The organism is Corynebacterium sp. 21KM1197 (assembly GCF_033783015.1).
Classification (GTDB): Bacteria; Actinomycetota; Actinomycetes; order Mycobacteriales; family Mycobacteriaceae; genus Corynebacterium.
Map to the genome: position 1 here is coordinate 2,164,249 of NZ_CP123907.1, position 21,482 is coordinate 2,185,730.

Annotated in this window: 17 protein-coding genes and 1 tRNA gene; 7 read left to right on the plus strand and 11 right to left on the minus strand. The window is 62.2% G+C overall.

Going from position 1 to position 21,482, the window contains the following annotated elements; all coding sequences use genetic code 11:
• Position 1 precedes the first annotated feature (1 nt).
• Complete coding sequence (locus OLW90_RS10505) at positions 2 to 277, minus strand: type II toxin-antitoxin system RelE/ParE family toxin (RefSeq protein WP_319650043.1); 276 nt, start codon at positions 275 to 277, stop codon at positions 2 to 4.
• Positions 252 to 410: a hypothetical protein gene (locus tag OLW90_RS10510; protein ID WP_319650044.1), complete on the minus strand. Its 159-nt coding sequence runs from the start codon at positions 408 to 410 to the stop codon at positions 252 to 254. Before OLW90_RS10510 ends, OLW90_RS10505 begins: the two co-directional genes overlap by 26 nt.
• A 171-nt stretch (positions 411 to 581) precedes the next feature.
• On the opposite strand from OLW90_RS10510, the gene OLW90_RS10515 reads away from it, so the two are divergent.
• The 3 genes from OLW90_RS10515 to OLW90_RS10525 all read left to right on the plus strand — a co-directional run bounded on the left by OLW90_RS10515 (position 582) and on the right by OLW90_RS10525 (position 4,408).
• Positions 582 to 788 (plus strand): hypothetical protein, encoded by a 207-nt coding sequence (locus tag OLW90_RS10515; protein ID WP_319650045.1) that lies wholly within the window; start codon positions 582 to 584, stop codon positions 786 to 788.
• 190 nt (positions 789 to 978) lie between these two features.
• Positions 979 to 3,807 (plus strand): heterodisulfide reductase-related iron-sulfur binding cluster, encoded by a 2,829-nt coding sequence (locus tag OLW90_RS10520; protein ID WP_319650046.1) that lies wholly within the window; start codon positions 979 to 981, stop codon positions 3,805 to 3,807.
• 40 nt (positions 3,808 to 3,847) lie between these two features.
• On the plus strand, positions 3,848 to 4,408 hold the full coding sequence (locus tag OLW90_RS10525; RefSeq protein WP_319650047.1) for a DUF1707 domain-containing protein: 561 nt from the start codon (positions 3,848 to 3,850) through the stop codon (positions 4,406 to 4,408).
• 129 nt (positions 4,409 to 4,537) lie between these two features.
• Here OLW90_RS10525 and OLW90_RS10530 read toward each other — a convergent pair whose 3' ends face one another.
• Positions 4,538 to 6,241 carry an ATP-binding protein gene (locus tag OLW90_RS10530; RefSeq protein WP_319650048.1) on the minus strand — a complete coding sequence of 568 codons (1,704 nt, stop codon included), beginning with the start codon at positions 6,239 to 6,241 and terminating at the stop codon, positions 4,538 to 4,540.
• Positions 6,242 to 6,421: 180 nt separating this feature from the next.
• On the opposite strand from OLW90_RS10530, the gene OLW90_RS10535 reads away from it, so the two are divergent.
• On the plus strand, positions 6,422 to 7,675 hold the full coding sequence (locus OLW90_RS10535; RefSeq protein ID WP_319650050.1) for a pyridoxal phosphate-dependent aminotransferase: 1,254 nt from the start codon (positions 6,422 to 6,424) through the stop codon (positions 7,673 to 7,675).
• Between the two features lie 138 nt (positions 7,676 to 7,813).
• Here the strand turns inward: OLW90_RS10535 and OLW90_RS10540 are convergent, their stop codons facing one another.
• Positions 7,814 to 9,514: an ATP-binding protein gene (locus OLW90_RS10540; RefSeq protein ID WP_319650051.1), complete on the minus strand. Its 1,701-nt coding sequence runs from the start codon at positions 9,512 to 9,514 to the stop codon at positions 7,814 to 7,816.
• A gap of 260 nt (positions 9,515 to 9,774) precedes the next feature.
• Between OLW90_RS10540 and OLW90_RS10545 the strand changes: the two genes are divergently transcribed.
• Complete coding sequence (locus OLW90_RS10545; protein WP_319650052.1) at positions 9,775 to 10,986, plus strand: YibE/F family protein; 1,212 nt, start codon at positions 9,775 to 9,777, stop codon at positions 10,984 to 10,986.
• A gap of 63 nt (positions 10,987 to 11,049) precedes the next feature.
• On the opposite strand, the gene OLW90_RS10550 is transcribed toward OLW90_RS10545, so the two are convergent.
• The 6 genes from OLW90_RS10550 to dcd all read right to left on the minus strand — a co-directional run bounded on the left by OLW90_RS10550 (position 11,050) and on the right by dcd (position 19,519).
• Positions 11,050 to 12,735 (minus strand): AMP-binding protein, encoded by a 1,686-nt coding sequence (locus OLW90_RS10550; protein WP_319650053.1) that lies wholly within the window; start codon positions 12,733 to 12,735, stop codon positions 11,050 to 11,052.
• A 51-nt stretch (positions 12,736 to 12,786) separates the two neighbouring features.
• Positions 12,787 to 16,020: a bifunctional cytochrome P450/NADPH--P450 reductase gene (locus OLW90_RS10555; RefSeq protein WP_319650054.1), complete on the minus strand. Its 3,234-nt coding sequence runs from the start codon at positions 16,018 to 16,020 to the stop codon at positions 12,787 to 12,789.
• 158 nt (positions 16,021 to 16,178) lie between these two features.
• A complete protein-coding gene (locus OLW90_RS10560; RefSeq protein ID WP_319650056.1) occupies positions 16,179 to 16,331 on the minus strand; it encodes a hypothetical protein in 153 nt (50 codons plus the stop codon).
• Positions 16,332 to 16,340: 9 nt separating this feature from the next.
• Entirely contained in the window at positions 16,341 to 17,333 is a 993-nt protein-coding gene (locus OLW90_RS10565) for a GDSL-type esterase/lipase family protein (RefSeq protein WP_319650057.1), read from the minus strand.
• 239 nt (positions 17,334 to 17,572) lie between these two features.
• On the minus strand, positions 17,573 to 18,901 hold the full coding sequence (locus tag OLW90_RS10570; protein WP_319650058.1) for a UDP-glucose/GDP-mannose dehydrogenase family protein: 1,329 nt from the start codon (positions 18,899 to 18,901) through the stop codon (positions 17,573 to 17,575).
• Positions 18,902 to 18,961: 60 nt separating this feature from the next.
• Positions 18,962 to 19,519: a dCTP deaminase gene (gene dcd, locus OLW90_RS10575; protein ID WP_319650059.1), complete on the minus strand. Its 558-nt coding sequence runs from the start codon at positions 19,517 to 19,519 to the stop codon at positions 18,962 to 18,964.
• 119 nt (positions 19,520 to 19,638) lie between these two features.
• Here dcd and OLW90_RS10580 point away from each other — a divergent pair.
• Together OLW90_RS10580 and OLW90_RS10585 are read left to right on the plus strand one after the other, a co-directional pair.
• A tRNA-Gly gene (locus tag OLW90_RS10580) sits at positions 19,639 to 19,712 on the plus strand.
• A 702-nt stretch (positions 19,713 to 20,414) separates the two neighbouring features.
• Positions 20,415 to 20,618 carry a hypothetical protein gene (locus tag OLW90_RS10585; RefSeq protein ID WP_319650060.1) on the plus strand — a complete coding sequence of 68 codons (204 nt, stop codon included), beginning with the start codon at positions 20,415 to 20,417 and terminating at the stop codon, positions 20,616 to 20,618.
• A gap of 27 nt (positions 20,619 to 20,645) precedes the next feature.
• On the opposite strand, the gene OLW90_RS10590 is transcribed toward OLW90_RS10585, so the two are convergent.
• The gene (locus OLW90_RS10590; protein WP_319650061.1) at positions 20,646 to 21,446 is read right to left on the minus strand and encodes a hypothetical protein; all 801 of its coding nucleotides are present in this window, start codon (positions 21,444 to 21,446) and stop codon (positions 20,646 to 20,648) included.
• Positions 21,447 to 21,482 lie beyond the last annotated feature (36 nt).

Genomic DNA, 21,482 nt, shown 5'->3' on the forward strand with positions numbered 1-21,482 from the left:
ACTAATCCGCATACACCTGTGAGCGATGCCCCATCGCGATCATCACAATCACCATTTCCCCAACATCAATACCCGCAATTAAACGATAATCCCCCACCCGATAGCTCCAATACCCTGCCCAATTTCCGGTCAGGACCTTTCCCCTCCAGTATGGATCCTCAACCCCTTTCAGATCTTTTAAAAACTGTCGAAAACGGGATTGAACGGAAGAATCTAGCTTCTTCCACTCCTTCACCGCTCGTGGAGCAAACTCAATCCTCCACACCTTCCCCCTCATTACTTCCCCTTTCCCCCAGTAATTCATCTAACGACACCGTAGCAACTTCACCACGCTTGATCGCTTCATATTCCGCACGTGCACCATACACATACTCAATCTCGCCAAGATAAGACTCTAATGCCTTACTCATAATATAAAATCCCCCAGTTTCCTGTAAATCTATTGAGGTTTTGAGCACTCAAGCCAATCACCAAAAAAAAGTAGACCCGCCCGATCACTCACAGACGTCAAGCATACAGCCCGCCACCATCCCACCCGGAAAATCACCTCCACCTCACCCCCATAACCTACAATTGACCCCATGTTTGATGCTGAGATTATCCAGAACCTGATCACCTCCGCCACCGATTTCACCGCAGACCTCCTGCGCCAGCTCCCCCTCACGGAGAGCTCCTCCGAGTTCGTGGACGGGTACCAGTGCGGCTACCACTACGGCCTGGAGAACGCCAACGAGGGCACCTACTCCGAGGTGGTAAACAACGGCGTCGCTTACTGCACCGGCCAGTAAGCCCAACCCCAGGCGGCGCTCCCCTCTCACCCGCGAGGGAGCGCCGCTTTTCTCATGCATAGCCCACGCTGCGCACTCACCCCCCATGAGACCTGCGGCTCATTCATGGCCCAATTCTTAGGGCACCGCGCCGTCCACCCTTTAAGGTAAGGGGAACACTGTTTTCCCGTTCCCCACCCCAACAGAAGGCATGACCTCCACCACCTTGATCCTCGGTAGCCTCGGCGTGTTACTCTCCCTGCCCGCCTGGTTCCTCTTCATTCGCGCCGCCTGGCGCATCTTCCGGCTGATCTCCTCCGGCACCGCCTCCCCCGGCCGGTTCTCGCGTCCCTGGAATCGCCTGGGCCGCGTGCTGGTGGAGGTATTCGCGCACCCGCGCATGATGAAAAAACCGTGGATAGGGGCCGCGCACTGGGCAGTGATGGTGGGGTTCCTCTTTGGTGCCGTGGTGTGGTTTGAGGCCTATATCCAGGCTTTTTATCCCGCCGGAGGGTGGCCGCTGCTGCACCACTGGCCGCCGTATCACCTGGCGGAGGAGGTGCTGGCGGTGGGCACCCTGCTGGGGATTGCGCTGCTCATCGGCGTGCGCCTGCGCCTGGGGCACACGGATAAGTCCAGCCGTTTCTACGGCTCCAATCCCACCGCCGCCCGCCTGGTGGAGGCGGTGGTGGCCTTTGAGGCCCTGGGAATGTTGCTGGTCAAGGCCGCCAAGATCGCCACGTATGGCGGTGGTTCCCCGTGGGCGGACTTCCTGAGCATTCACCTCGCCGCTCTGCTGCCCGCCTCCCCGGTATTGGTCAGCGCGTTTGCCCTGGCAAAGCTGCTGGGCGGCATGGTCTTTCTCGTGGCCGTCGCGCTGCACCTGAATTGGGGGGTGGGTTGGCACCGCTTCCTCGCCTTTTTCACCATCTTCTTCCGCCGCGAACGCCCCCTCGGCCCGCTCCAGCCGGTCTCGTTGGAGGACGCCGAGGAGGAACCGGTGGGCGTCGGTACGCTGCCCCAGGCCCCCTGGAAGATGCTTCTCGACGCCACCGCCTGCACCGAGTGCGGGCGCTGCCAGGAATTGTGCCCCGCGTGGAATACCGATAAGCCGCTGAGTCCTAAGTTATTAATGACCTCCCTGCGAGACGTGGCCCTGGATAATGAGAAATACCTGCGCGATCCCTCTCTTTATCAGGCCGATTCCTCCGAGGCCGGGGTGGACGTACTGAAACTTGTGGGCCACAATCAGGCCATTCACCCAGACGTGCTGTGGAGTTGCACCAATTGCGGCGCCTGCGTGGAGCAGTGCCCGGTGGACATTGAGCACATAGACCACATTGCGGATATGCGCCGATTCCAAGTTCTGGTGGATTCCGAGTTTCCCTCCGAATTGGCAGGAATGTTCAAGAATCTTGAGGTCAAGGGCAACCCCTGGGGCCGTAATTCCAGCGAGCGCGCCTCCTGGGTGGAAGAGGCCCGCCGCGATGGCATCGAGGTCCCCGTGGTGGGCGAGGACATTACGGACTTCTCCGATACGGAATATCTCTTTTGGGTGGGCTGCGCCGGCGCCTTTGACGATGAGGGCAAAAAGACCACCCGCGCGGTGGTGGAATTGCTCCACACCGCCGGGGTGAAGTTTGCCGTGCTTTCCACCGGGGAGAGTTGCACGGGCGACCCCGCGCGCCGCGCGGGTAACGAGTTCCTTTTCCAAATGCTCGCCACCGATACCATCGCCACCCTCAATAACACCTTTGAGGGCGTTCCCCAGGGCCAGCGCAAGATCATTACCACCTGCCCACACTGCTTTAACACCCTGCGCAATGAGTACCCGGACTTTGACGGACATTATGACGTATTCCACCACACCCAATTGCTCAACCGCCTGGTGCGGGAAAAACGCCTGACCCCGGTTCCGCGCGGCCCACACAACCGCAAGCCCATCACGTACCACGACCCCTGCTTCCTTGGCCGCCACAACAAGGTCTTTGACCCGCCCCGCGCACTCCTCGGGGCCACCGGCATGGAACTCCGCGAGATGGATCGCAACCGCAACGAGGCCTTCTGCTGCGGCGCCGGTGGCGCACGCATGTTCATGGAGGAAAAACTCGGCACCCGCATCAACGAGTTCCGCACCCAACAGGCGCTGAACACCGGGGCCGAGGAAATCGCCGTCGGTTGCCCCTTCTGCAACACCATGATGAGCGGCGGGGTCAAGGCGCTGGCCGAGGAACCCGCCCAGGCCCCGGTGGTGCGCGACGTCGCCCGCATGTTGCGCGACTCCGTGCTGGTCGATGGGCACCTCCCTGCCCCGCGCGAGCGCGCGTTCCTCGACGCGCCCGTGCGCACCGCGCTGCCGCTCACGCCGAAGAAACTATCGACGCCCCCCGCTCCCGAGCAGAGCAAGGTACCGGCGCCCGCTTCGCCTCCGCCGCCCATGCCCTCGGGGGCTGCCGTTCCCACGCCGGGGGCAGCGATTCCCGTTCCTGGCTCCACCCCCACACCGGGCGGAGCCGTTCCCGCACCCGTGCCTCCGACGCCACCCGTTCCGCAACCAGGTAGCGCGGTGCCTCGGCCCGGGGCTGCGGTGCCCCCTCCAGGGGCCGTACCTGCCCCCGGTGGCGCCGCCCCCGCAGCACCTCAACCTCCGCAACCGGGCGGTGCGGTACCCAAGCCCAGCGGCGCCGTTCCTGCTCCGCCCCAGCCTGGGAACGCGATACCACGACCGGGAAACGCCGTGCCCAAGCCTGGGAGTGCTGTTCCGCCTCCGGGGACCTCCGCCCCGGCTCCCGGCAGCGCCGTTCCTACTCCGCCCCAGCCCGGCAACGCTGTACCACGGCCGGGAGGCCCCGTGCCCAAGCCCGGCAGAGCGGTACCACCACCGGGGGCGGCCACACCAACACCCGGTAGTTCTGTCCCCACGCCTCCTCAACCTGGAAACGCGGTGCCCCGGCCCGGGAGTGCCGTTCCCACCCCGCCTCAACCGGGCAATGCCGTACCCAAACCGGGTGGCGCGGTACCTCCCCCTCCGGGAACATAGCCCGGTTCAACGAGCGCTTTTCTGCGATAGAATGAACGGCATGAATGATCGTGTTCGTCTCAGTGATGATGAGCGTGCCCAGGCCATGTCCCTCCTGGGCACCGCCTTTTCCCAGGGACGCCTCGGCGTAGACGAATACGACGCCCGCTGCCAGGCCGCAGCCCGGGCACAGTACCGCTATGAACTCAATCAACTCTTCCTCGATCTGCCATCTCTACCAGCCACGCAGATAGATAAAACCGTTCAGGTGTACTCCGCCGAGGAGATCGAGGAGGCGCGGCAGGCTTCCCGGTACCCCAAGGCCGGGATTCTCGCTCTCACCTCCGCTGCCGCTATGGGAATTGTGCTCATTAACTCTGCGCTGGTTCCTGTGCTCGTCATTATCCCCATCGTCTTTGTGCTTCTCTACATGCTGAAAATCGGGCCCGATTCCTGGTATGTACCCAGCCAGCGAGCGCTCAACCGGAGACGCATCCAGGCGATCAAGGCTGCCGAGCGGCAGCGCGCCATCGAGCGGCGCGCGCAGCGCCTGGAACTCCAACACGAGTTGAAGAACAGCGCCTACAACTTCGCACGGAGCACCATGCAGCGGCGTCGGTAGCAACACCAAGTGACAATGTTCCTACACAATTGTCACCACAATGTATGCACCCTGACCTGGCATAATGACAATCTAGACACCCCGTAGTGACAAATAATCTGACAAAGTGACACACGTTTGTCAGTACGGCTAAGACAACCTCCGCATCACTCGCCACCGCGCCGGCTTCCCGCCATCATGCACCGCGCGCCCAGCCTTTTTCAGTTTGCTCAATCCATAGCGCACCTGGCGCTCCGTCAAGCCGGTTATCCCCACGAGTTCAGCGACGGTCACTTCCTCCCGCAATTCCAGTTCTTCCTCGATCCCACGGGAACCAGTAGCTCGTTCCGATCCCCTCTCCGCAGTCCCCTCCGAGGACGCCAAGGAATACGTCGTGCTCCGGCCCGCACCATCAATAGTCACCACTCCCCGCGCCACGAGGTCTTGCAGCATCGCCCTCGCCTCCACGGAGTCAAGCCCCAGACGCCTGCGTGCATCCGCATTAGACCACGATTCTCCCGAGCGCAGCGCCAAAAGCGCAGCCCGCTGCTCTCTACTAAACGGAACCCCCTTGGCTAATTGCTCCAACCACGCCAGATCTTCTTCCCGGACCAAGGAGTCCTGGGAAATAATCGCGGTAAAGGAAACTCCTTTGTCGTGGAATGTGGGCGGACGCAGTTCCGCCTCCGCGAGGGTAGTGCGCACCCATCGGATACCACCGCCCTCTCCCTCAATAAGGCGCGATCCATCGGGAAAGCGATACTTTGTGCACAGGCGATAAACGTGCTCGTTCACCGGCCTGCGTGCGTCCTGCTGCCCCAACTGATCGGTGGTGATACCGCGTAATCCACCTGGGTTAGTCACAATGAGCCTGCGCTTATTCAATCGGATATTTGCGCTTTTTCCCCTGCTCAGCGTTGATAAATCGCGGTGCACCAAGGCATTGGCGATAATCTCACGAACAGCCACCGCAGGCAATCCTGGGACGTCTATGGCGTGCCCATCTTCCCGGTACGCAATGTCCTCCGATATATTCCGCACCGCCCAGTCCATGAGATCCATGAACATCTCGGGCACCGGCCCCTCCGCAGAGAAAAGATCGCGGTTACGCACGCCTCCTTCCCCATTCACCTGCACTGCGGCCGAGGCACCCCAGGAGGGTTCAAAGCGCTGCGGATACGAGCCAAGAACGTACAAACCCGCGACCGTCGCCCGCCCCTGCGCATCCAAGGCCCCCAGATCGTAGAGAACTCCCTCATCGCTCCTGCCCCGATAACGCCGCGTGCCGCGCCGAGTGTTCTCAATAACGGAGGCCACAATATCGCTATCAAAATCGGCGCTGGAACTTCCCGTCACGGGAATAGCGTCGGGTGCTAACCAGCCGGGATCGTCGAGAGCACTTTGCCGCTGGCGGTCAGCGATCATCTGTACTTCCACATCCGACATTCGATAATCGCCGTCAAACTGACGCAAATATGCCACTCCCTCGTAGCGGCAAGGCTTCTCCGGTAGCGGCAGTCCCGCTACCTCACACACCACCAGGTTGCGCCCCTCAAACTCCACCACCTCTACGTCCACGGTGACATTCGGAGTTAAGGCATCGGAGCGTGCCTGGCTCACCACTCCCTGCGCGATCTTCCCCGGATCATCGAGTCCCACCACGGCGAAGCCATCGTCCGCGTCGAGCCCAATGATGATCACACCCCCATCGGGCATATTGCCAAAAGCGCTCAGCGTTTCCCCCAGCGCGGGTACGCCGCCCGTACCGCGTTTAACCTCCACGGAGGTCATGTCCTCACCAATCCGGCGCAACTCTGCGATCACAGCGGCAAAACCCGCTCGCGTCCACCTCATAGCGGCTACCCTACCCGAATTGTCAGAACATTGTCACCACAATGTATACACCCTGACCTGGCATAATGACAATCTAGACACCCCGTAGTGACAAATAATCTGACAAAGTGACACACGTTTGTCAGTACGGCCCGCACAATTGTCACTAGCTCAGCACCCAGACGTTCTAGGATAGTTCCCATGAACGACACACCCGCCCCCAAGCAACCCCGCAAGCGCCGCGAGTTCGATCAGTCGGAGAAGATGAAGAATGTTCTCTACGAGATTCGCGGTCCCGTCGCCGCCGAGGCCGAGCGCATGGAACTCGACGGCCACCGCATTCTCAAACTCAACACCGGCAACCCCGCCGTCTTTGGCTTCGACGCCCCGGACGTCATCATGCGCGACATGATCGCCTCCCTGCCCACCTCCCAGGGCTACTCCACTTCCAAGGGCATTATTCCGGCGCGCCGAGCCATCGTCACCCGCTACGAACTCATCGACGGCTTCCCATCCTTCGACGTCAATGACGTTTTCCTGGGCAACGGCGTCTCCGAACTCATCACCATGACCACCCAGGCTTTGCTTAACGACGGCGACGAGGTGCTCATTCCCGCACCGGACTACCCCCTGTGGACTGCCGCGACGTCGCTAGCCGGAGGCACTCCGGTGCACTATCTGTGCGACGAGGAGGATAACTGGAATCCCTCGCTGGAGGATATTCGGGCCAAGGTGACGGATAAGACCAAGGCCATCGTGGTGATTAACCCCAATAATCCCACCGGAGCGGTGTACTCGCGCGAGATCTTGCAGGGGATCGTGGACATCGCCCGCGAACACGATCTGCTGATCCTGGCCGATGAGATCTATGACCGCATTCTGTATGACGGCGCGCAGCACATTTCCATCACGGGGCTGGCTCCCGATCTGCTCACCATCACGTTCAACGGCCTTTCCAAGGCATACCGCGTGGCCGGATACCGGGCGGGGTGGATGGTGCTCACCGGGCCGAAGAATCACGCGCGCGGCTTCATCGAGGGGCTGGAGCTTCTCGCCGGTACCCGCCTGTGCCCCAACGTTCCCGCGCAGCACGCGATCCAGGTGGCCCTGGGCGGCCGCCAATCCATCTACGACCTCACCGGGGAGCACGGCCGCCTGCTGCGGCAGCGCAACGTGGCCTATGAAAAGCTCAACGCCATTCCCGGCGTGAGTTGCGTGAAGCCGATGGGCGCGCTGTACGCCTTCCCCCGCCTGGACCCCAATGTTCATGAGATTCACGACGACGGCCAGTTCATGCTCGACCTGCTGCGCAAGGAAAAAATCCTGATGGTGCACGGAACCGGCTTCAACTGGCCTACCCCGGATCACTTCCGCGTGGTCACCCTGCCCTGGGCCTCGGAGTTGGAGGACGCGATCGAGCGCCTGGGGAACTTCCTGAGCAGTTATAAGCAGTAAGTCCTCCACATCAGCGAGAAGTTGTTTCAAAGTTGTTGTAGAAACTTTGAAACAACTTCTTTGCTTCCACACCTCGCCAAGCTCACATCTCCCCTGTTCAGTACCACAAAAACCAGTAAAACAAGTTTCGACGAGTATTTACGCGCCGCGCCACAGCACCCCCGCACCACGCGACGGCCCCTCCGGGTCTTTGCGCACCAGCCCCTCGGCCCGCAGTTTTCGCAAGGCCGCAGTCACCTCACGAGCAGGAACCCCGGTGGCCTCGGCAATCTGCCGGTTAGTCAAAGGCCGCCCACCGCTCAGTTCCCCCTCAATCCAATCAACAAGCGATACCGGCACCGGCAGCGCCCCTGGTAGGAATTCCACGTTGGTTCGGGTTTTCTCGCTGAGTGCCCAGCCCTCCCCAAACTCCTCAATGAATCCTCGGTGGGCCATAAAAAGCAGATTCTGCCTGGCATCTCGCTCGGAGGTCTGCATGATCTTCCCGGCCTGTACGGCCGAAAGAACCGGGTGCCTAATGAGGTATTTCAGGGCGATCACCACATTGACGTCCCTGGCAAAATCGGCCCCGTAGGTTTCCCGCACCCCCGCGAGGAATCGCAGAAACTGCTCATCCGGTTCCTCCGCATAAAGCGTGACGTCCACGTGATATTCATCAGTCTCCACATCGGGCTCATTGCGCCCCGAGGAGAGCATGGAAAGCCACATGCGATCAAACCCACGCGAGGCCTGTTCCGCGAGCCCCAGTTTGTTCATCGCGTACATGAGAAGTTGATTCCGTGGACGGGAGGGCGTGGACAGTAATCGATCCGCGCGAACCTGGGAAGGAAGCCCACCGGGGGAACTCACCTTGAGCATCATGGGAGATTGATCAATCACGATGGGCGATAGCAGCGCCCAATCCCGGTGCACGAGCGCGTTGGTGACCGCCTCGTCAATCGCCTGAGCAGGCAGATACGGAATGGGCACCTCCTGCCCCAACCCCAGGTGTACGCGGGCAAGTTCCTCGCTCGCTCGTTCCTTGATGCGCCGCTGCAAGGTGGTCGCGGCAAGCACCAAGGGCTGATCCACCACCATCGTCTTGGGTTCTCCCGCAGGCGTGCTCCGATAGTGATAGCGCACGAGGGGGCGATCTCCGCTCGGCTGCGCAAAGAGTATTTCAGCCGCGATGGTCAAGTGGCCGTCATTCCTAAGCAGGTCAAGCGTGCTCAGCAACCCTTCGGTGGTGGCGGGGAGGGCGTCGATAGCCCCGCGCGTTTGCCGCTGATTTTCCAGCAGAACTCGACCCTGAGCCAGGGCTTCCTCGCTCAACTCGCTGAGTTTTAGTTCGGAGGGCCGCGCGGTGTGATCCGGGTTCATGCGGCGATATTCCAGGTTCCTGCGGTATTCCCCCGCCAGTGGCTCGCACTTCTTACCCGCCCGATACGTGGCCGTGCCCCGCGCGGTGGCATACACGGCGCGACCGCGCGGCACTCGAAAGAGGATAAGGCGCTGCCCCCGGTATTCCACCGGCCAGGCCTCCACGTGCAGCTGGGGCATCGTCTTTTGAAAGACCTTGGCCGCCAGATCGGAGGCATCCCTTTTTGTTCCGGTAAAGGCGCTCGGCCCGGATCCCCGATCGCTCACGCCGAAAATGATATAAGAAACCTCCTCCTCGCCGTTGGCAAAGCACACGGCGGCGTCCACGATGAGTTCCTCGGCCTTAGCGTCCGAGTTTCGCTGTTGCGGGTAATGCACGGGATCTTCCTTAAAATCCACGCTCGCCGTTTCCGCCTCATCGCCCCTGGCCCCCGCCCAGACCAGGTCCAAGGCCTCACGCACCGCCTCCGGCAGTGCCATCCCATCTCCGCTCAACACTCCACCAGTATAGAGTTGTTTCAAAGTTCTTGTCGAAACTTTAAAATAACTTCCCCGCCTCCGCCTCCCACCACAGCTCACATCTCCCCTGCTCAGCGCCACAAAACCAATAAAAACAAGTTTCGACGAGTATCGACGCACTACCCCTCGCCGCGCCCGTAGGATACTATCTACCCACTATCAGGAATAGTTTTCATTACTGGCGCGCCTTTCCCGCGCCCAACCCCACCAAGGAGCGATCATTGGGCCGTCACCACTCCTCCCCCACGGCGTTTACCCTCCCTCGCCTGGCGCTGCTCATCGGCATTGCGCTCGCCAGCCTGGCCTCCGCCATCGCCGTGGCCCTGAACTGGCCTTCCGCAGAGGCTACCCGCGTCTCCGATACCTTCGCTTCCTCCTCTTTTAACCGCACCCTCGTGGAGGGCACCGTGACGCTGGTGGATAACAACGCCTGCAACTCGACGTCGATAGGCACCATCTTCGAGGAATCCCCGCCCACCCCACTGGAGGCCGCCACCCAGGATTGCCACCGGGCGCTGGTGGACATCACCTCCGGCGAGTTCGCGGGGAAGCGCACCATGCTGGTGACCTATGGTATGCCCGGCGAACCCGAGCTGCGGGAGGGGGAGAAGATTCAGCTCACCGAGACGCGCGCGGAGGACGGGCGCGTGAGCATGGCCTTTGCCGATTATCAGCGCGGCACCCCGCTTCTGATCTGGGGCATCATCATCGTGCTCGCGCTCATCGTCTTTGCCGGGTGGCGGGGTTTCCGCGCTCTGATCGGCCTGGCCGTCACCCTCGCCATGATCGGCTTCTTCCTGCTCCCCGCCCTCGCCTCCGGCCGGGATTCCGCGCTGCTCGCCGTGATCACCGGCGCGTTGGTGCTCCTGGTGGTGGTGCCGCTCGTCCACGGCCTGAACTGGAAATCCGCCGCCGCCCTGGGCGGCACGCTGCTCGCCCTCCTCGTGGCGGCGGGCCTGACCTCCATCGGGCTGCGTACCACGGAGGTGCGCGGGCTGGGCTCGGATGAAAACCTCACCATCTTGCTCTACCTCCCGGAGGTCTCCGTGCTGGGGCTGCTCGCGGCGGGCTTCATCATCGGCACGCTGGGGGTGCTTAACGACGTCACGATTGCCCAGGCCTCCACGATCAACGAACTCTCCGCGCTCGACCCGGAGGCCAGCCCGTGGCGGCTCTTCCTCGGCGCGATGAAGGTGGGGCAGGATCACATCGCCTCCGTGGTGTACACCCTGGTGCTCAGTTACACCGGTGCGGCCCTGCCGCTGCTCCTGCTCATCTCCGTGGCGCAGCGGCCCATCGGGGAGACCCTGAGCAGCGACGTGGTGGCCACGGAGTTGCTGCGCTCCGGGATCGGCGGGCTGGCGCTGATCCTCGCGGTGCCACTGACCACGCTCATCGCGGCGTGGACGGTGCCGGAGCGAGCGTCAAAGTAGCGCACAGCAAAAGCCGGGCGCCCCTGTGCGATACGGGGCACCCGGCTTTTTAGTTCACCGCAGTTATGCCGTGGAGTGATCCGGCAACTCGGGGCGGATCACCTTGCCCATCGGGTTACGCGGGAAGTCCTTCATAAAGAACACGTCGCGGGGAGCGTGGGCGGCGGAAAGCTCGTCCACGATGATCCGGCGCACCTCGTCCTCGCTGAGGTCCTCGGCGGACACGCCCTCGGCACGAATGATGTACGCGCGCAGGGCCTGACCGAACTCCGCGTCCTTCACGCCGTGCACGTGAGCGTCCTCCACGCGCGGGTCGCGGATCAGCAGATCCTCCAACTCGGAGGGGAAGATCTTTTCACCGAACTGGGTAATCACCAGGTCATCGGCGCGGCCCAGCACGTAGAGGCGATCGCCCTTCTTGTACCCACGGTCACCCATGCGGAGCAGGTTGTTCACCACGCGCACCGGCACGTCGGGATCGGTGTAGCCCACGAACATGTCGTAGCAGCCCACGTAGATCTCACCGATCTCGCCGTCGGGAACGAGGTTGCCCTCATCGTCGCGGATCTCCACCACGGAACCGGGGTAAATGCGGCCGGTCAGGGAGTGATCGGCGGCCAGCATGTCCGGCGGGGAAAGCGCCAGGCCGGCGGTCTCCGTGGAGCCGTAGGTGTTGCACAGGATCGGGCCGAACATGTCCACCACGCGGGTGACCTCGTAGTCCGTCAGCGGGCTACCGGAGGAGCAGATGAATTCCAGGCCGTCCACGCTGGTCACGCCGCGATCGTCCAACTCCGCGATGGTGGAGCGCAGACGGGAGGCCGCGGAGATCCAGGCGGTGACCTTGTACTCGTCAAAGATCTTCAGGGTCTCGTCCACGTCAAAGTGGCGGCGCGTGATGATCGTGGAGCCGGTCAGAATGGAGATGAGCATGTTCGCCCAACCATAGAAGTGGAAGAGCACGCCGTGCAGCATGACCACCATGTCCTGACGCCACGGGATCGCGGCGAAGGCCGGGCCGATACCCTGCGGGGAGAGCAGCTGGCGGCGAATCACGCCCTTGGGCATGCCCGTGGTACCAGAGGTCATCACCACGTGCACGGACTTGGTGGGCTTTTCCGGCAGGCGATCCTCATTAACCAGGAGCTTGGCCTCATCAATGAGGCCGTTGAGGGTGGGCAGGCCATCCGGGGCCTGATCATCCACGTGGCCAATGATGATGTTGAACTTTTCCTTGGTCTCGGGCAGGAGTCGGTCATAGAACTCCTGATCCACGATGAAGGCGTCGATCTCGTGGAAATCCAGCACCTTGTGGATCTGCGCGCCAGAGCTGTTCGCATTCACCATGAAGATGTGGTAGCCCACCAGCTGGCGCGCACACAGCGGGAAGATCGCGGCGCGACCGTTGAGCGCCATGACGGCCACGTTATCGCCGTCCTTCACGCCGTAGTCCATCAGGCCGTGGGCGAGGCGGTACACGTGATCGAAGAACTCCGCGTACGTCAGCTCGCCCTCGTCGTCCACCAGGCCCAGGCGGTCCGGGTGATTCTGCGCCGTGATCGCCAGCGTGCCGCCCTCCAGGCTGCCCCAGCGCTTGCGCAGGCCGATCTGCTTACCCAGCTCGGAAAGCTTCGGAGTTTCGAGGATCTTGCGGTCCTTCATCGTCTTGAGGAAGAAGAAGAACTGCTTCATCACCTCTTTTTGGGAGACACCGTGGGTGCCTTCCGGGGTCAGGGTATAACGTGACATTCTCTCAATCACTCCATCTCGTTTTTCTGGTCCAAAACTAGCCTAGTCAAACTAGTCAAAAACATCACTGACGTAGCTAAACTCTTCGTGCTCCATGCGCTGCACGTACTCCGCGGCGTCGTCAGCCGAGAGGCGATGTGCTTCCGCCACCATGCGCGTGATCGTGCGCCGCACGGACGGGGCCAGGCGCTCGGCATCGCCGCACACGTAGAAGCGCGCACCCTGCTTGACCATCTCCATGACCTCATCACGGTCCTGCCAGAGGCGATCCTGCACGTACTTGATCACACCGTCCAGGCCCTGCTCCGGGTGCCGGGAGAACGCCGGACGCATGTCCACCACCCCCTGCTCGGACCACCGCTCGAACTGCTCGGCGTAAAGGTAATCGGAATCCTTGCCGTGGCAGCCGTAGAAGAGCAGGCTGCGGCCCGGGGTCACGCCCTGCTCCTCCGCGCGCAGGGCCGCGTCCTCCACGAACGCGCGCAGCGGTGCCAGGCCCGTGCCCGCGCCAATGAGGATCATCGGTCGGGTGACGTCCTCCTCCGCCCGGAAGTGCTCCGTGCCCGGAACCACGCTGACGGGCACCGAGGCACCCACCGGCAGTTCCGAAAGATACGTGGAGGCAATACCCGCGTACTGCCCACGGCCCGACCACGCGGGCTCGTTGATCACGGTGAAGGTAAGCGTGGGACGGTTAGCCTCATCGGTGAGCGCCGAGGAGGAGATGGAGTACCGGCGCGGGGCCAGCGGCTCCAGCATGTTCACAAAGTCCTCGAAGCTGATCTGAACGGAGGGATACTCCTCCAACAGGTCCAGCACGCTGCGGCGCTTCTTTTGCACCTCGGCCTCGTAGGTCTCCGCCTCCAGCAGGCCCATCAACCCGGCCTTCTCCGGCGGGCAGGGGCAGGCCTCGGCCAGCGCCTGCACGTGGCGACGCCCCGCCGGCAGCGTGAGTTCCACGTACCCGCTGAGCAGTTCCGCGATGCTGAGCGGCTCGCCCAGGGGCAGGAAACTCTCGCGCCCGTCCAGGCGCACGCGGGTATCCGAGTTCAGGTTGAACTTGGCCAGCACCCGATCCACCAGGGCCTGCGGGTTACGCGGCAGGATCTCCAGATAATCGCCGGTGCGGTAGGTCTGGCCCTCCGGCAGGCGGATCGCCACGTGATGCTTGGCGCGGATCGGGCCCTCGTCCTCGGTGGGGCTCATGGCGTAGCTTTCCTCCACCACGCCGCGCACGAAGCCCTCGCTGTTCTCCGTGCGCAGGGCCTCACCGCGGCCGCCATCCACGACCTCCAGGCTGACCTTCTCCGTGGCCCCGGCCTCGGAGTGCTCCACCTCCTCCAGTTCGGAGACGGCCTCCCACAGACCCTCGGCCCACTCCTCGAAGGCACCCACGTAATCGCTGCGCACGTCGCCCGCGCCGCGCTCCACGATGCGGTTCGCGCCGAGGGCGGCGAGCTGGTCGTCGATAAGCGTAGGAATCCGGTGGAACGTCGCCGCCCACTCGCTGTTACCGCAACCAAAGACGGCGTAATTGACCCCGCTGAGGTCGATGGAGGCATCGCCGCTGATCCACTCCACAAACTTCTTGGCGTTATCCGTGGGCAGCCCCTCATAGGAGGCCGTGCAGATGAGCACGGGTCCCTCGGTGGAGAGGTTATCCACCGCATCATCGAGGTCGATGGTGTTTACCGCATAGCCCTGCGCGGTGGCAAAGGCCGCCAGGCGGCGCGCGAAGTTACGGCTGGTGCCGGCGTTCGAACCCACCAAGATCTGCACGTTGTGGCCATTGGGCTCCGTCTCCACCCCGGCGTGGGCCACGGGGCACTCCATGCCGGAGACGTCCGCGTCCACACCCGTGGTCTTTTTCTCCTCGCCACGGCCCTGGTAAGGGCGCTCGGCGCGGGGACGGATACGGATGTTGAGGTCCTTTGGCTTAGAGGTCAGGCCATCGAGCACCTCAAGCTGGTAATTCGGATCATCAAACTCGATGTCAAAGTGCTGCACGATCAAGGCCAGCACCATCGTGGCCTCTTGCAGCGCAAAGGCACGGCCGATGCAGGAGCGCTGACCGTTACCAAAGGGCTTCCAGGCGTTGTGCGGAATGTTCTTGGCGTTCTCGAAGTCAAAGCGCTCGGGGCGGAACTCCTCCGGGTTATCCCACACGGCGGGATCGCGGTGCATGAGGGGGAGGATCACCAAGGCGGTTTCCCCGGGGTGGATCTCAAAGCCCTCGTGCTCCTCGTCCGCGCCCACAATGGTGGACTCGTACGGGGTAACCGCAAAGGCCGGGGCAGTGGGATACAGGCGCAGGCCCTCGCGCAGGATCTGGTCGATATAACCCAGGTCCTTGAGGTCGCCGTGCTCCGGGAAGCGACCGCCCAGCACCTCATCGACGATCTTGCGCGCCTTGACCCACACTCGGGGGTTGCGCAGCAACTCGTAGATGGTGAAGCTCAGCAGGCCGGAGGTCGTCTCATGCCCGGCGATGAGGAAGGTCACCAGCTGGTAGCGCAGGTTCTCATCGGAAAGAGCCTCCCCCGTCTCCGGGTCCTTGGCGGACATCATCACGTCCAGGATGTCCTCCTCCCCCGCCGGGCTGGGGCTGGCGCGACGCTCCGAGATCAGGGTGTCCACCGTCTCCCACATGGTCTCCACGTCCTTATCAAAGCGACGCTGCCCGAAGACGTTGAGTTTCTTCTGCAAGTCCGGGGCGTGGGCGCGGCGGCCGGACTCCTTCAGGCCATCGCCCATCGCCTCAATGAAGGGGTGGAAGTCCTCCGTGTAAAAGGAGTTAAAGCGATAACTAAAGGAACACAGCGCGATGGTATCCAGGGTCAGCCGGGTAAAGTCCGCCGGAACGTCCACCACCTCGTCCTGGCGGGTGCGCGTCCACTTCCACATGAGCTGATCGGCAATATCGCACATGCCGTCATACATGGCCTTCAGCGCCACCGGGTTAAAGGCGGGCATGAGAATACGGTGGGCCTTGGCCCACTCCGGGTCCTCCTGCTCCGCGGTAAACAGACCGTTACCGGCAAAGGCACGGATCTCACGCAAGGAGGAGTGCACCTGCTTTTTAAAGCGGGTTTCATCGGTAAGCTCGCCAACCAGCCGCTGAGAACTCACCATGTACACGGTCTTGTTGCCGGGGAAATGCTGTACGTACACCTCTCCGTACTTCTTACCCAGCTCGATCATGGACTGAACGAGGTTATTGGGATTAACGCTATAGGCGGTTCCGATACCAGGGAGGACTTTAGGGCCGGGAACAGCGGTGGTCATGAAAAGCAGCGATCCTTACTTTTTATTCTAAAAAGTCAATGAAACTAACAATGGGTGGTGGGCTTCCCCGGGGCAACGGGCCATACCCGCCCCTTAGAGAAACAAAGGTGCCTCGTTCCCGGAGTGATCGAGGCACCAGAGGGCATGAGCGCTGGCTCTTAGCCGTAGTACTCGATCACCTGACGGGTATCCGGGTACACGTTGAGGGTGCGCTCCACAAAGTTATCCAGATCCAGGGAACCGGAGAGGTGGATCAGCGGGGTGGTCAGCGGGTAGTCGTTGATGATCTGGGTCAGCAACTCGGGGCTCATGGGGTCTCCTTATGCGTTGTACTCTTGCGTCACACGGTTGGCGTAGTACGTGTGGCCGGCGTCAGTGAGGTGGAACGTGAAGCGGTGCGGCGCATCATCGAAGATGGCGGCGCTCAGGCGGTTCGGGTTGGTGGAACAACCGTTGTTGTTCTTAGCGAGGTTGATCTCGCTGACCATGTCCAGGTAGCGAGCGCCGGTGGCCTGGGCGGCCGCACGCTGCGCATTGCGGAGTTCATCCTGGTAGTAGGACACGATCGGGAAGTACCAGTGGGACACCATACCCATCAGGTTCGTGCCACAGGTGTGGTTGGCGCCGTCGGTCTGATCCGGCAGACCCAGCATGACCACCTTGGCCTGCGGTGCGGCCTCCTTGATGCGGTTGATAGCGCGGGTCACGTTCTCGTGATACAGGGCGTTGCGACGCTCCTGGCCCACGTTCTCATAGTTACCGGGCTGCCACAGGTCATTCACACCGATGGAAATGCTTACCAGCTTGGTGCGGCCGTCGAGGGCACCGGCGTTGAGCGCCTTGGTCACCTGATCGTTGATGGTGTCGTGCGGAATGGCGCTCTTGGGGTTTTCCTCCATGTACGCGGTGGCGCCACCGCAGGAGTAATCCTCCAGGCGCAGGCCGGTCTGCTGGGCCACCTGCGAGGGGAAGTTGTTGATCCCCTGGGCGCAGAAGCCGTCCCGAATGGTGGGCCATTCAATATCCAGGCCCTGCTTCTGCGCGCGGGTCACCATGATGTCCAGCACCGTCGGGTTGGCCGCCACGGAGTCACCAAAGCTGACGTAGCTTTCCTGCACGTTGGCGTTGATCGGGGCCGGTGCAGCCACCTTCGGCTGTGGAATGGGAGACTGCGCCTTGGCAACCTCACCCAAGAACTGCGCACCTTCAGCGGCCTGCTGGTTCTGCTGCGCGAGGGCAGTTCCCCCCCCTGCTAGGCCCATGCCGGCAACCGTACACACGGTGGCCAGGGCAAGCGAGACCCGTCGTTTCATCGAACTACCTTCCTCAATCTCTTCACTGTCGCTCAAGGTACAAAAGTAGCCTACGGCGAACTTAACCGGCAACTATTTGTCCAACTCTCAGCACCGGTGATAGACCTCATCTATCAAAAATGACGTCACCCATACCCCACCTCGCCCCGCGCGAAATATCGCAGGAAAAGGCAGGAAAACACGGGCCACTGGAACAACTAGAGCAGCAAAGGCAACTCCAACCACTCTAGTCACAGACGTCACACGGCTCTTCCTAGAGCATAGACGTCCCAACCGGCCTGCCGCCACAGCGAAAGGTCCAACACATTGCGCGCGTCGATGAGGTTGCGCCGCTCCACCAGATCCGCCGTTGCCACCGGATCGAGATCGCGGAACTCCTGCCACTCCGTGGCCAGGATCACCACCTGCGCGCCCTGCAAGGCCTCCTCCGCCGTAGGGGCATAGGCCAGCGTGGGAAAAACTCTTTGCGCGTTATCCATCGCCTGGGGGTCATACACCGTTACATGGGCCCCGGCCAGGGAAAGCGAACCCGCCACGTTCAGCGCCGGGGAGTCGCGCACGTCGTCGGAGTTCGGCTTAAACGCCGCACCTAGCACGCACACCCGCACCCCAATCAACGAGTGCTCGCAGAAGCGCCGGGCAAGTTCCACCACGCGCTCGCGGCGTCGTTGGTTAATGGCATCCACCTCGCGCAGGAACGTGAGCGCCTGATCCACTCCCAGCTCACCAGCGCGCGCCATGAACGCCCGAATATCCTTGGGCAGGCAGCCACCGCCGAAGCCGAGGCCCGCGCCTAAGAACTTGTGCCCGATGCGCTCGTCATGGCCCATCGCGTGCGCCAGGGAGGTCACGTCCGCACCGGCGGCCTCACACACCTCCGAGACCGCATTGATAAAGGAAATCTTGGTGGCCAGGAAGGCATTGGCGGAGACCTTCACCAACTCCGCCGTGGGCAGATTCATCACCAGGAAGGGCACCCCCTCCGCCAGCGGGGTAGCGTACACCTCCCGCACCACGGCTTCCGCGGCCTCCGACGCCGCGCCCTCGCGCAGCCCCAGCACCAGGCGATCCGGGTGGATCGTATCCTCCACCGCGTGCCCCTCGCGCAGAAACTCCGGGTTCCACGCGATCTCCACGCTGGCCCCAGGACGCGCCAGGGAATCCGCCAACTCCTGCAACTGCTCCGCCGTGCCCACCGGCACCGTGGACTTGCCCACGATCAGGTGCTCCCCCTCCAACAACGGCACCAACTGCTCGATCACCGCGCGCACGTAGGTGAGATCGGCCGCATAGGAACCGCGCCGCTGCGGGGTACCCACCGCCAAGAAATGCACCGTGGCATGCTCCGCCGCCCGCGCATACTCGGTGCTAAACCGCAGCCTGCCCGCCTCCAGGTTCCGCGCCAGCACCTCCGGCAGGCCCGGCTCGTAGAACGGCACCCTCGCGGCGGCCAGGGCGTCAATCTTCTGCTTATCGACGTCCACCCCCACCACATCGTGCCCCAGTTCTGCCATGCAGGCGGCGTGCGTAGCCCCCAGATACCCGGTTCCAATGACGCTCAGTTTCATGCCATCAGGGGTACCCCCCTCCGGTGAACGCGGATTGAACCAGGGGAAAACAATGATGGGTTACCGAAAGTTCAAATACGCCTTGGAGGGAGTGGGGCCGCGCTGACCCTGGTACTTCGACCCCAGGCTGGACGCGCCATAGGGAACCTCGGCCGGAGAGGACATGGCAAAGAGCGCGAGTTGGCCCACCTTCATACCCGGATAAAGCACGATGGGCAGGTTAGCCACGTTGGAGAGTTCCAGGGTGATATGCCCGGAAAAGCCGGGGTCGATGAACCCCGCCGTGGAATGGGTGAGCAGACCCAGCCGCCCCAGGGAGGACTTGCCCTCCAGGCGGCCCGCCAGATGCGTGGGCAGGGTGAACTTTTCCAGGGTGGCCCCCAGCACGAACTCGCCGGGGTGGAGCACAAAGCCCTCGTCCACCTCCACGCAACTAGTCAGATCCTCCATCTCCTGCTTGGGATCAATGTGCGTGTACTTGGAGTTATTGAATACGCGGAAGAACTTGTCCAGACGCACATCCACGCTGGAGGGTTGCACCAGGGCGGCGTCATAGGGCTCAATGCCCAGGTCGCCCTCGTCGATGGCACGGCGGATGTCACGATCTGATAGCAGCACGATCCCGAGTGTACCGCGAAGCCACCAGCGCGTTTCCCGAGGATCGCCGCGATGGTGTAGAGTATTGCGCAGCGCTTTCGATTGCGCGGTGGGAGCCGCGGGTTGTTACAGAAAGCAATGCCGATGTAATTCAATGGTAGAATGTCAGCTTCCCAAGCTGAATACGCGGGTTCGATTCCCGTCATCGGCTCCATTCAAGGACTCACGCGGGGGCGTGAGTCCCTTTCCGCAAAATTAACAACGGTGGATCAATCTCCCCCTATCACTGCGCGGTGCACTAGCCTTAAGAAAGCCCCATCAACATTCTCTCGGGGCATCAAGATACAAGCGGAAGCACAATGGGGGATCACAAAATGGAAGCATGCACTGACCCCGGGGGTATACCGATCTTTCGCGACATTGACCTTCCCGGGGCCTATCGGGGTTCAGAATACCATGAGGCATCCGTTTCCCACAGCGATCTTGAACACTGGTTCTCACCAGCCCGCATGAGCCGCTACCGCGATGACAACGCCATCGATCGGTACGTATGGAACAGCCGGGTATCCAAAACTTTCCTCGAAGACATTGGACACATTGAGGTGCTTCTCCGTAACTTCATTGACTCTCGACTTTCCATAGATTCAGGAATGAGGCGATGGTGGGAAGCAGACATCTACCCTCGACTAGGAGGCTTCCGCGTCAATGCTCGCCGGACCATAGAGCGTCTGGAACGCAGCGGCCACACCCCGTATGAAGACCAGATCGTGGCTGGCCTCTCACTGGATAATTGGCGATTCCTTTTAACCCCTCGTCTTGAAGCCACGATTTGGAAGGCCTCATCAAACCAGCCAACGGAGGCATGCCCCACTACCCTGGCCACAGACGAGACCAGTTCGAGGCAAACGTTGAACTCATGCGATTCGTGCGCAACCAAGCCTCCCATCAAGAACCACTCATCGGCTCCACCGAATCCTCTCAACAAGAGATGAAACGATTATGTGGTTACCTCACCTCAATTGATGCCCTTGCTCGCAGCATTGATCCCGCCGCCGCAGATTGGATCGGCTCCCATTCACGCACCCTGGCCATCCTTGCTCAACAGCCAAACAAGCCGTGAGCTATGGCCAATTCGTCCAAAGCCCCCTCACACCACCTCGCGCACGCGCCGCTGCCCCGCAGCCCAGGCCCGGGTGCCCGGCAACAGCAGGAACACCAGCAGCCCCACCAGATAGGGAACGTAGATCAGCCCCGCAAAGGAGAAGCCCAGCGGCATGATCCACACCCACGCGGAGAGCACCAGGAATACCGCCGTGGCCGCCACCACCGCCGCGTGCGCCACTGGATTCGAGCCGCGCAACACCACGGCCGCCACGGTCAAACCGTGCAGGCAGTACAGCGCGGCGGAAAAGGCCACGATCGCCAGGGAGGCCACCACTCCGGCCGTCATCACCTGCGCCCCCATGCCCATGCCATACATCTGATTCAGGGCGTCCATGCTGCGAATCTCCCGCTGCGCGGCCAGGTAGAGGAACACCATCGCCAGCAGGGAGATCAGCGCCCCACCCAGGGCCAGCAGGGCCGCGCCGCTCACCAGCGCCGGGGCTTCCTTGAAGGTGCCCACGAGGGTTGTCGGCAGCGTTCCCACCGGCTCGTAGCGGTACTGCACGCGGCGCACCGGCGCGGTCGTGCCCGCGAGTTTGCGCAGGGCGGTGATCGTGATGGTTTGCCCCTGGGAGTCGTCCAGGCGGGCATCGTATAGCCCCCTCTTGGTGCTGTCGCCCAGGATCTCGCGGGCAGTGGCGGCCTCGTCGTACTCGGGGTCGTTTTCCGCCCCGCCTCGCTCCAGGTAGGCAGAGAGCCGGGAATCAAGCTCGGCGGCGATCTCCTCGCTGCTGCTTTCCCGGCTCAGCCCCAGAGACTCATAGAGGTTATAGTGCTCGCTCATGGGGCAAATCCTAACAGTGCCGCCGCAACCCCAGGA

Coding starts and splice junctions, on each gene's coding strand:
- OLW90_RS10505 (WP_319650043.1), bottom strand. CDS start 277: ATGAGGGGGAAGGTGTGGAGGATTGAGTTTGCTCCACGAGCGGTGAAG.
- OLW90_RS10510 (WP_319650044.1), bottom strand. CDS start 410: ATGAGTAAGGCATTAGAGTCTTATCTTGGCGAGATTGAGTATGTGTAT.
- OLW90_RS10515 (WP_319650045.1), top strand. CDS start 582: ATGTTTGATGCTGAGATTATCCAGAACCTGATCACCTCCGCCACCGAT.
- OLW90_RS10520 (WP_319650046.1), top strand. CDS start 979: ATGACCTCCACCACCTTGATCCTCGGTAGCCTCGGCGTGTTACTCTCC.
- OLW90_RS10525 (WP_319650047.1), top strand. CDS start 3,848: ATGAATGATCGTGTTCGTCTCAGTGATGATGAGCGTGCCCAGGCCATG.
- OLW90_RS10530 (WP_319650048.1), bottom strand. CDS start 6,241: ATGAGGTGGACGCGAGCGGGTTTTGCCGCTGTGATCGCAGAGTTGCGC.
- OLW90_RS10535 (WP_319650050.1), top strand. CDS start 6,422: ATGAACGACACACCCGCCCCCAAGCAACCCCGCAAGCGCCGCGAGTTC.
- OLW90_RS10540 (WP_319650051.1), bottom strand. CDS start 9,514: ATGGCACTGCCGGAGGCGGTGCGTGAGGCCTTGGACCTGGTCTGGGCG.
- OLW90_RS10550 (WP_319650053.1), bottom strand. CDS start 12,735: ATGTCACGTTATACCCTGACCCCGGAAGGCACCCACGGTGTCTCCCAA.
- OLW90_RS10555 (WP_319650054.1), bottom strand. CDS start 16,020: ATGACCACCGCTGTTCCCGGCCCTAAAGTCCTCCCTGGTATCGGAACC.
- OLW90_RS10560 (WP_319650056.1), bottom strand. CDS start 16,331: ATGAGCCCCGAGTTGCTGACCCAGATCATCAACGACTACCCGCTGACC.
- OLW90_RS10565 (WP_319650057.1), bottom strand. CDS start 17,333: ATGAAACGACGGGTCTCGCTTGCCCTGGCCACCGTGTGTACGGTTGCC.
- OLW90_RS10570 (WP_319650058.1), bottom strand. CDS start 18,901: ATGAAACTGAGCGTCATTGGAACCGGGTATCTGGGGGCTACGCACGCC.
- OLW90_RS10585 (WP_319650060.1), top strand. CDS start 20,415: ATGCGATTCGTGCGCAACCAAGCCTCCCATCAAGAACCACTCATCGGC.
- OLW90_RS10590 (WP_319650061.1), bottom strand. CDS start 21,446: ATGAGCGAGCACTATAACCTCTATGAGTCTCTGGGGCTGAGCCGGGAA.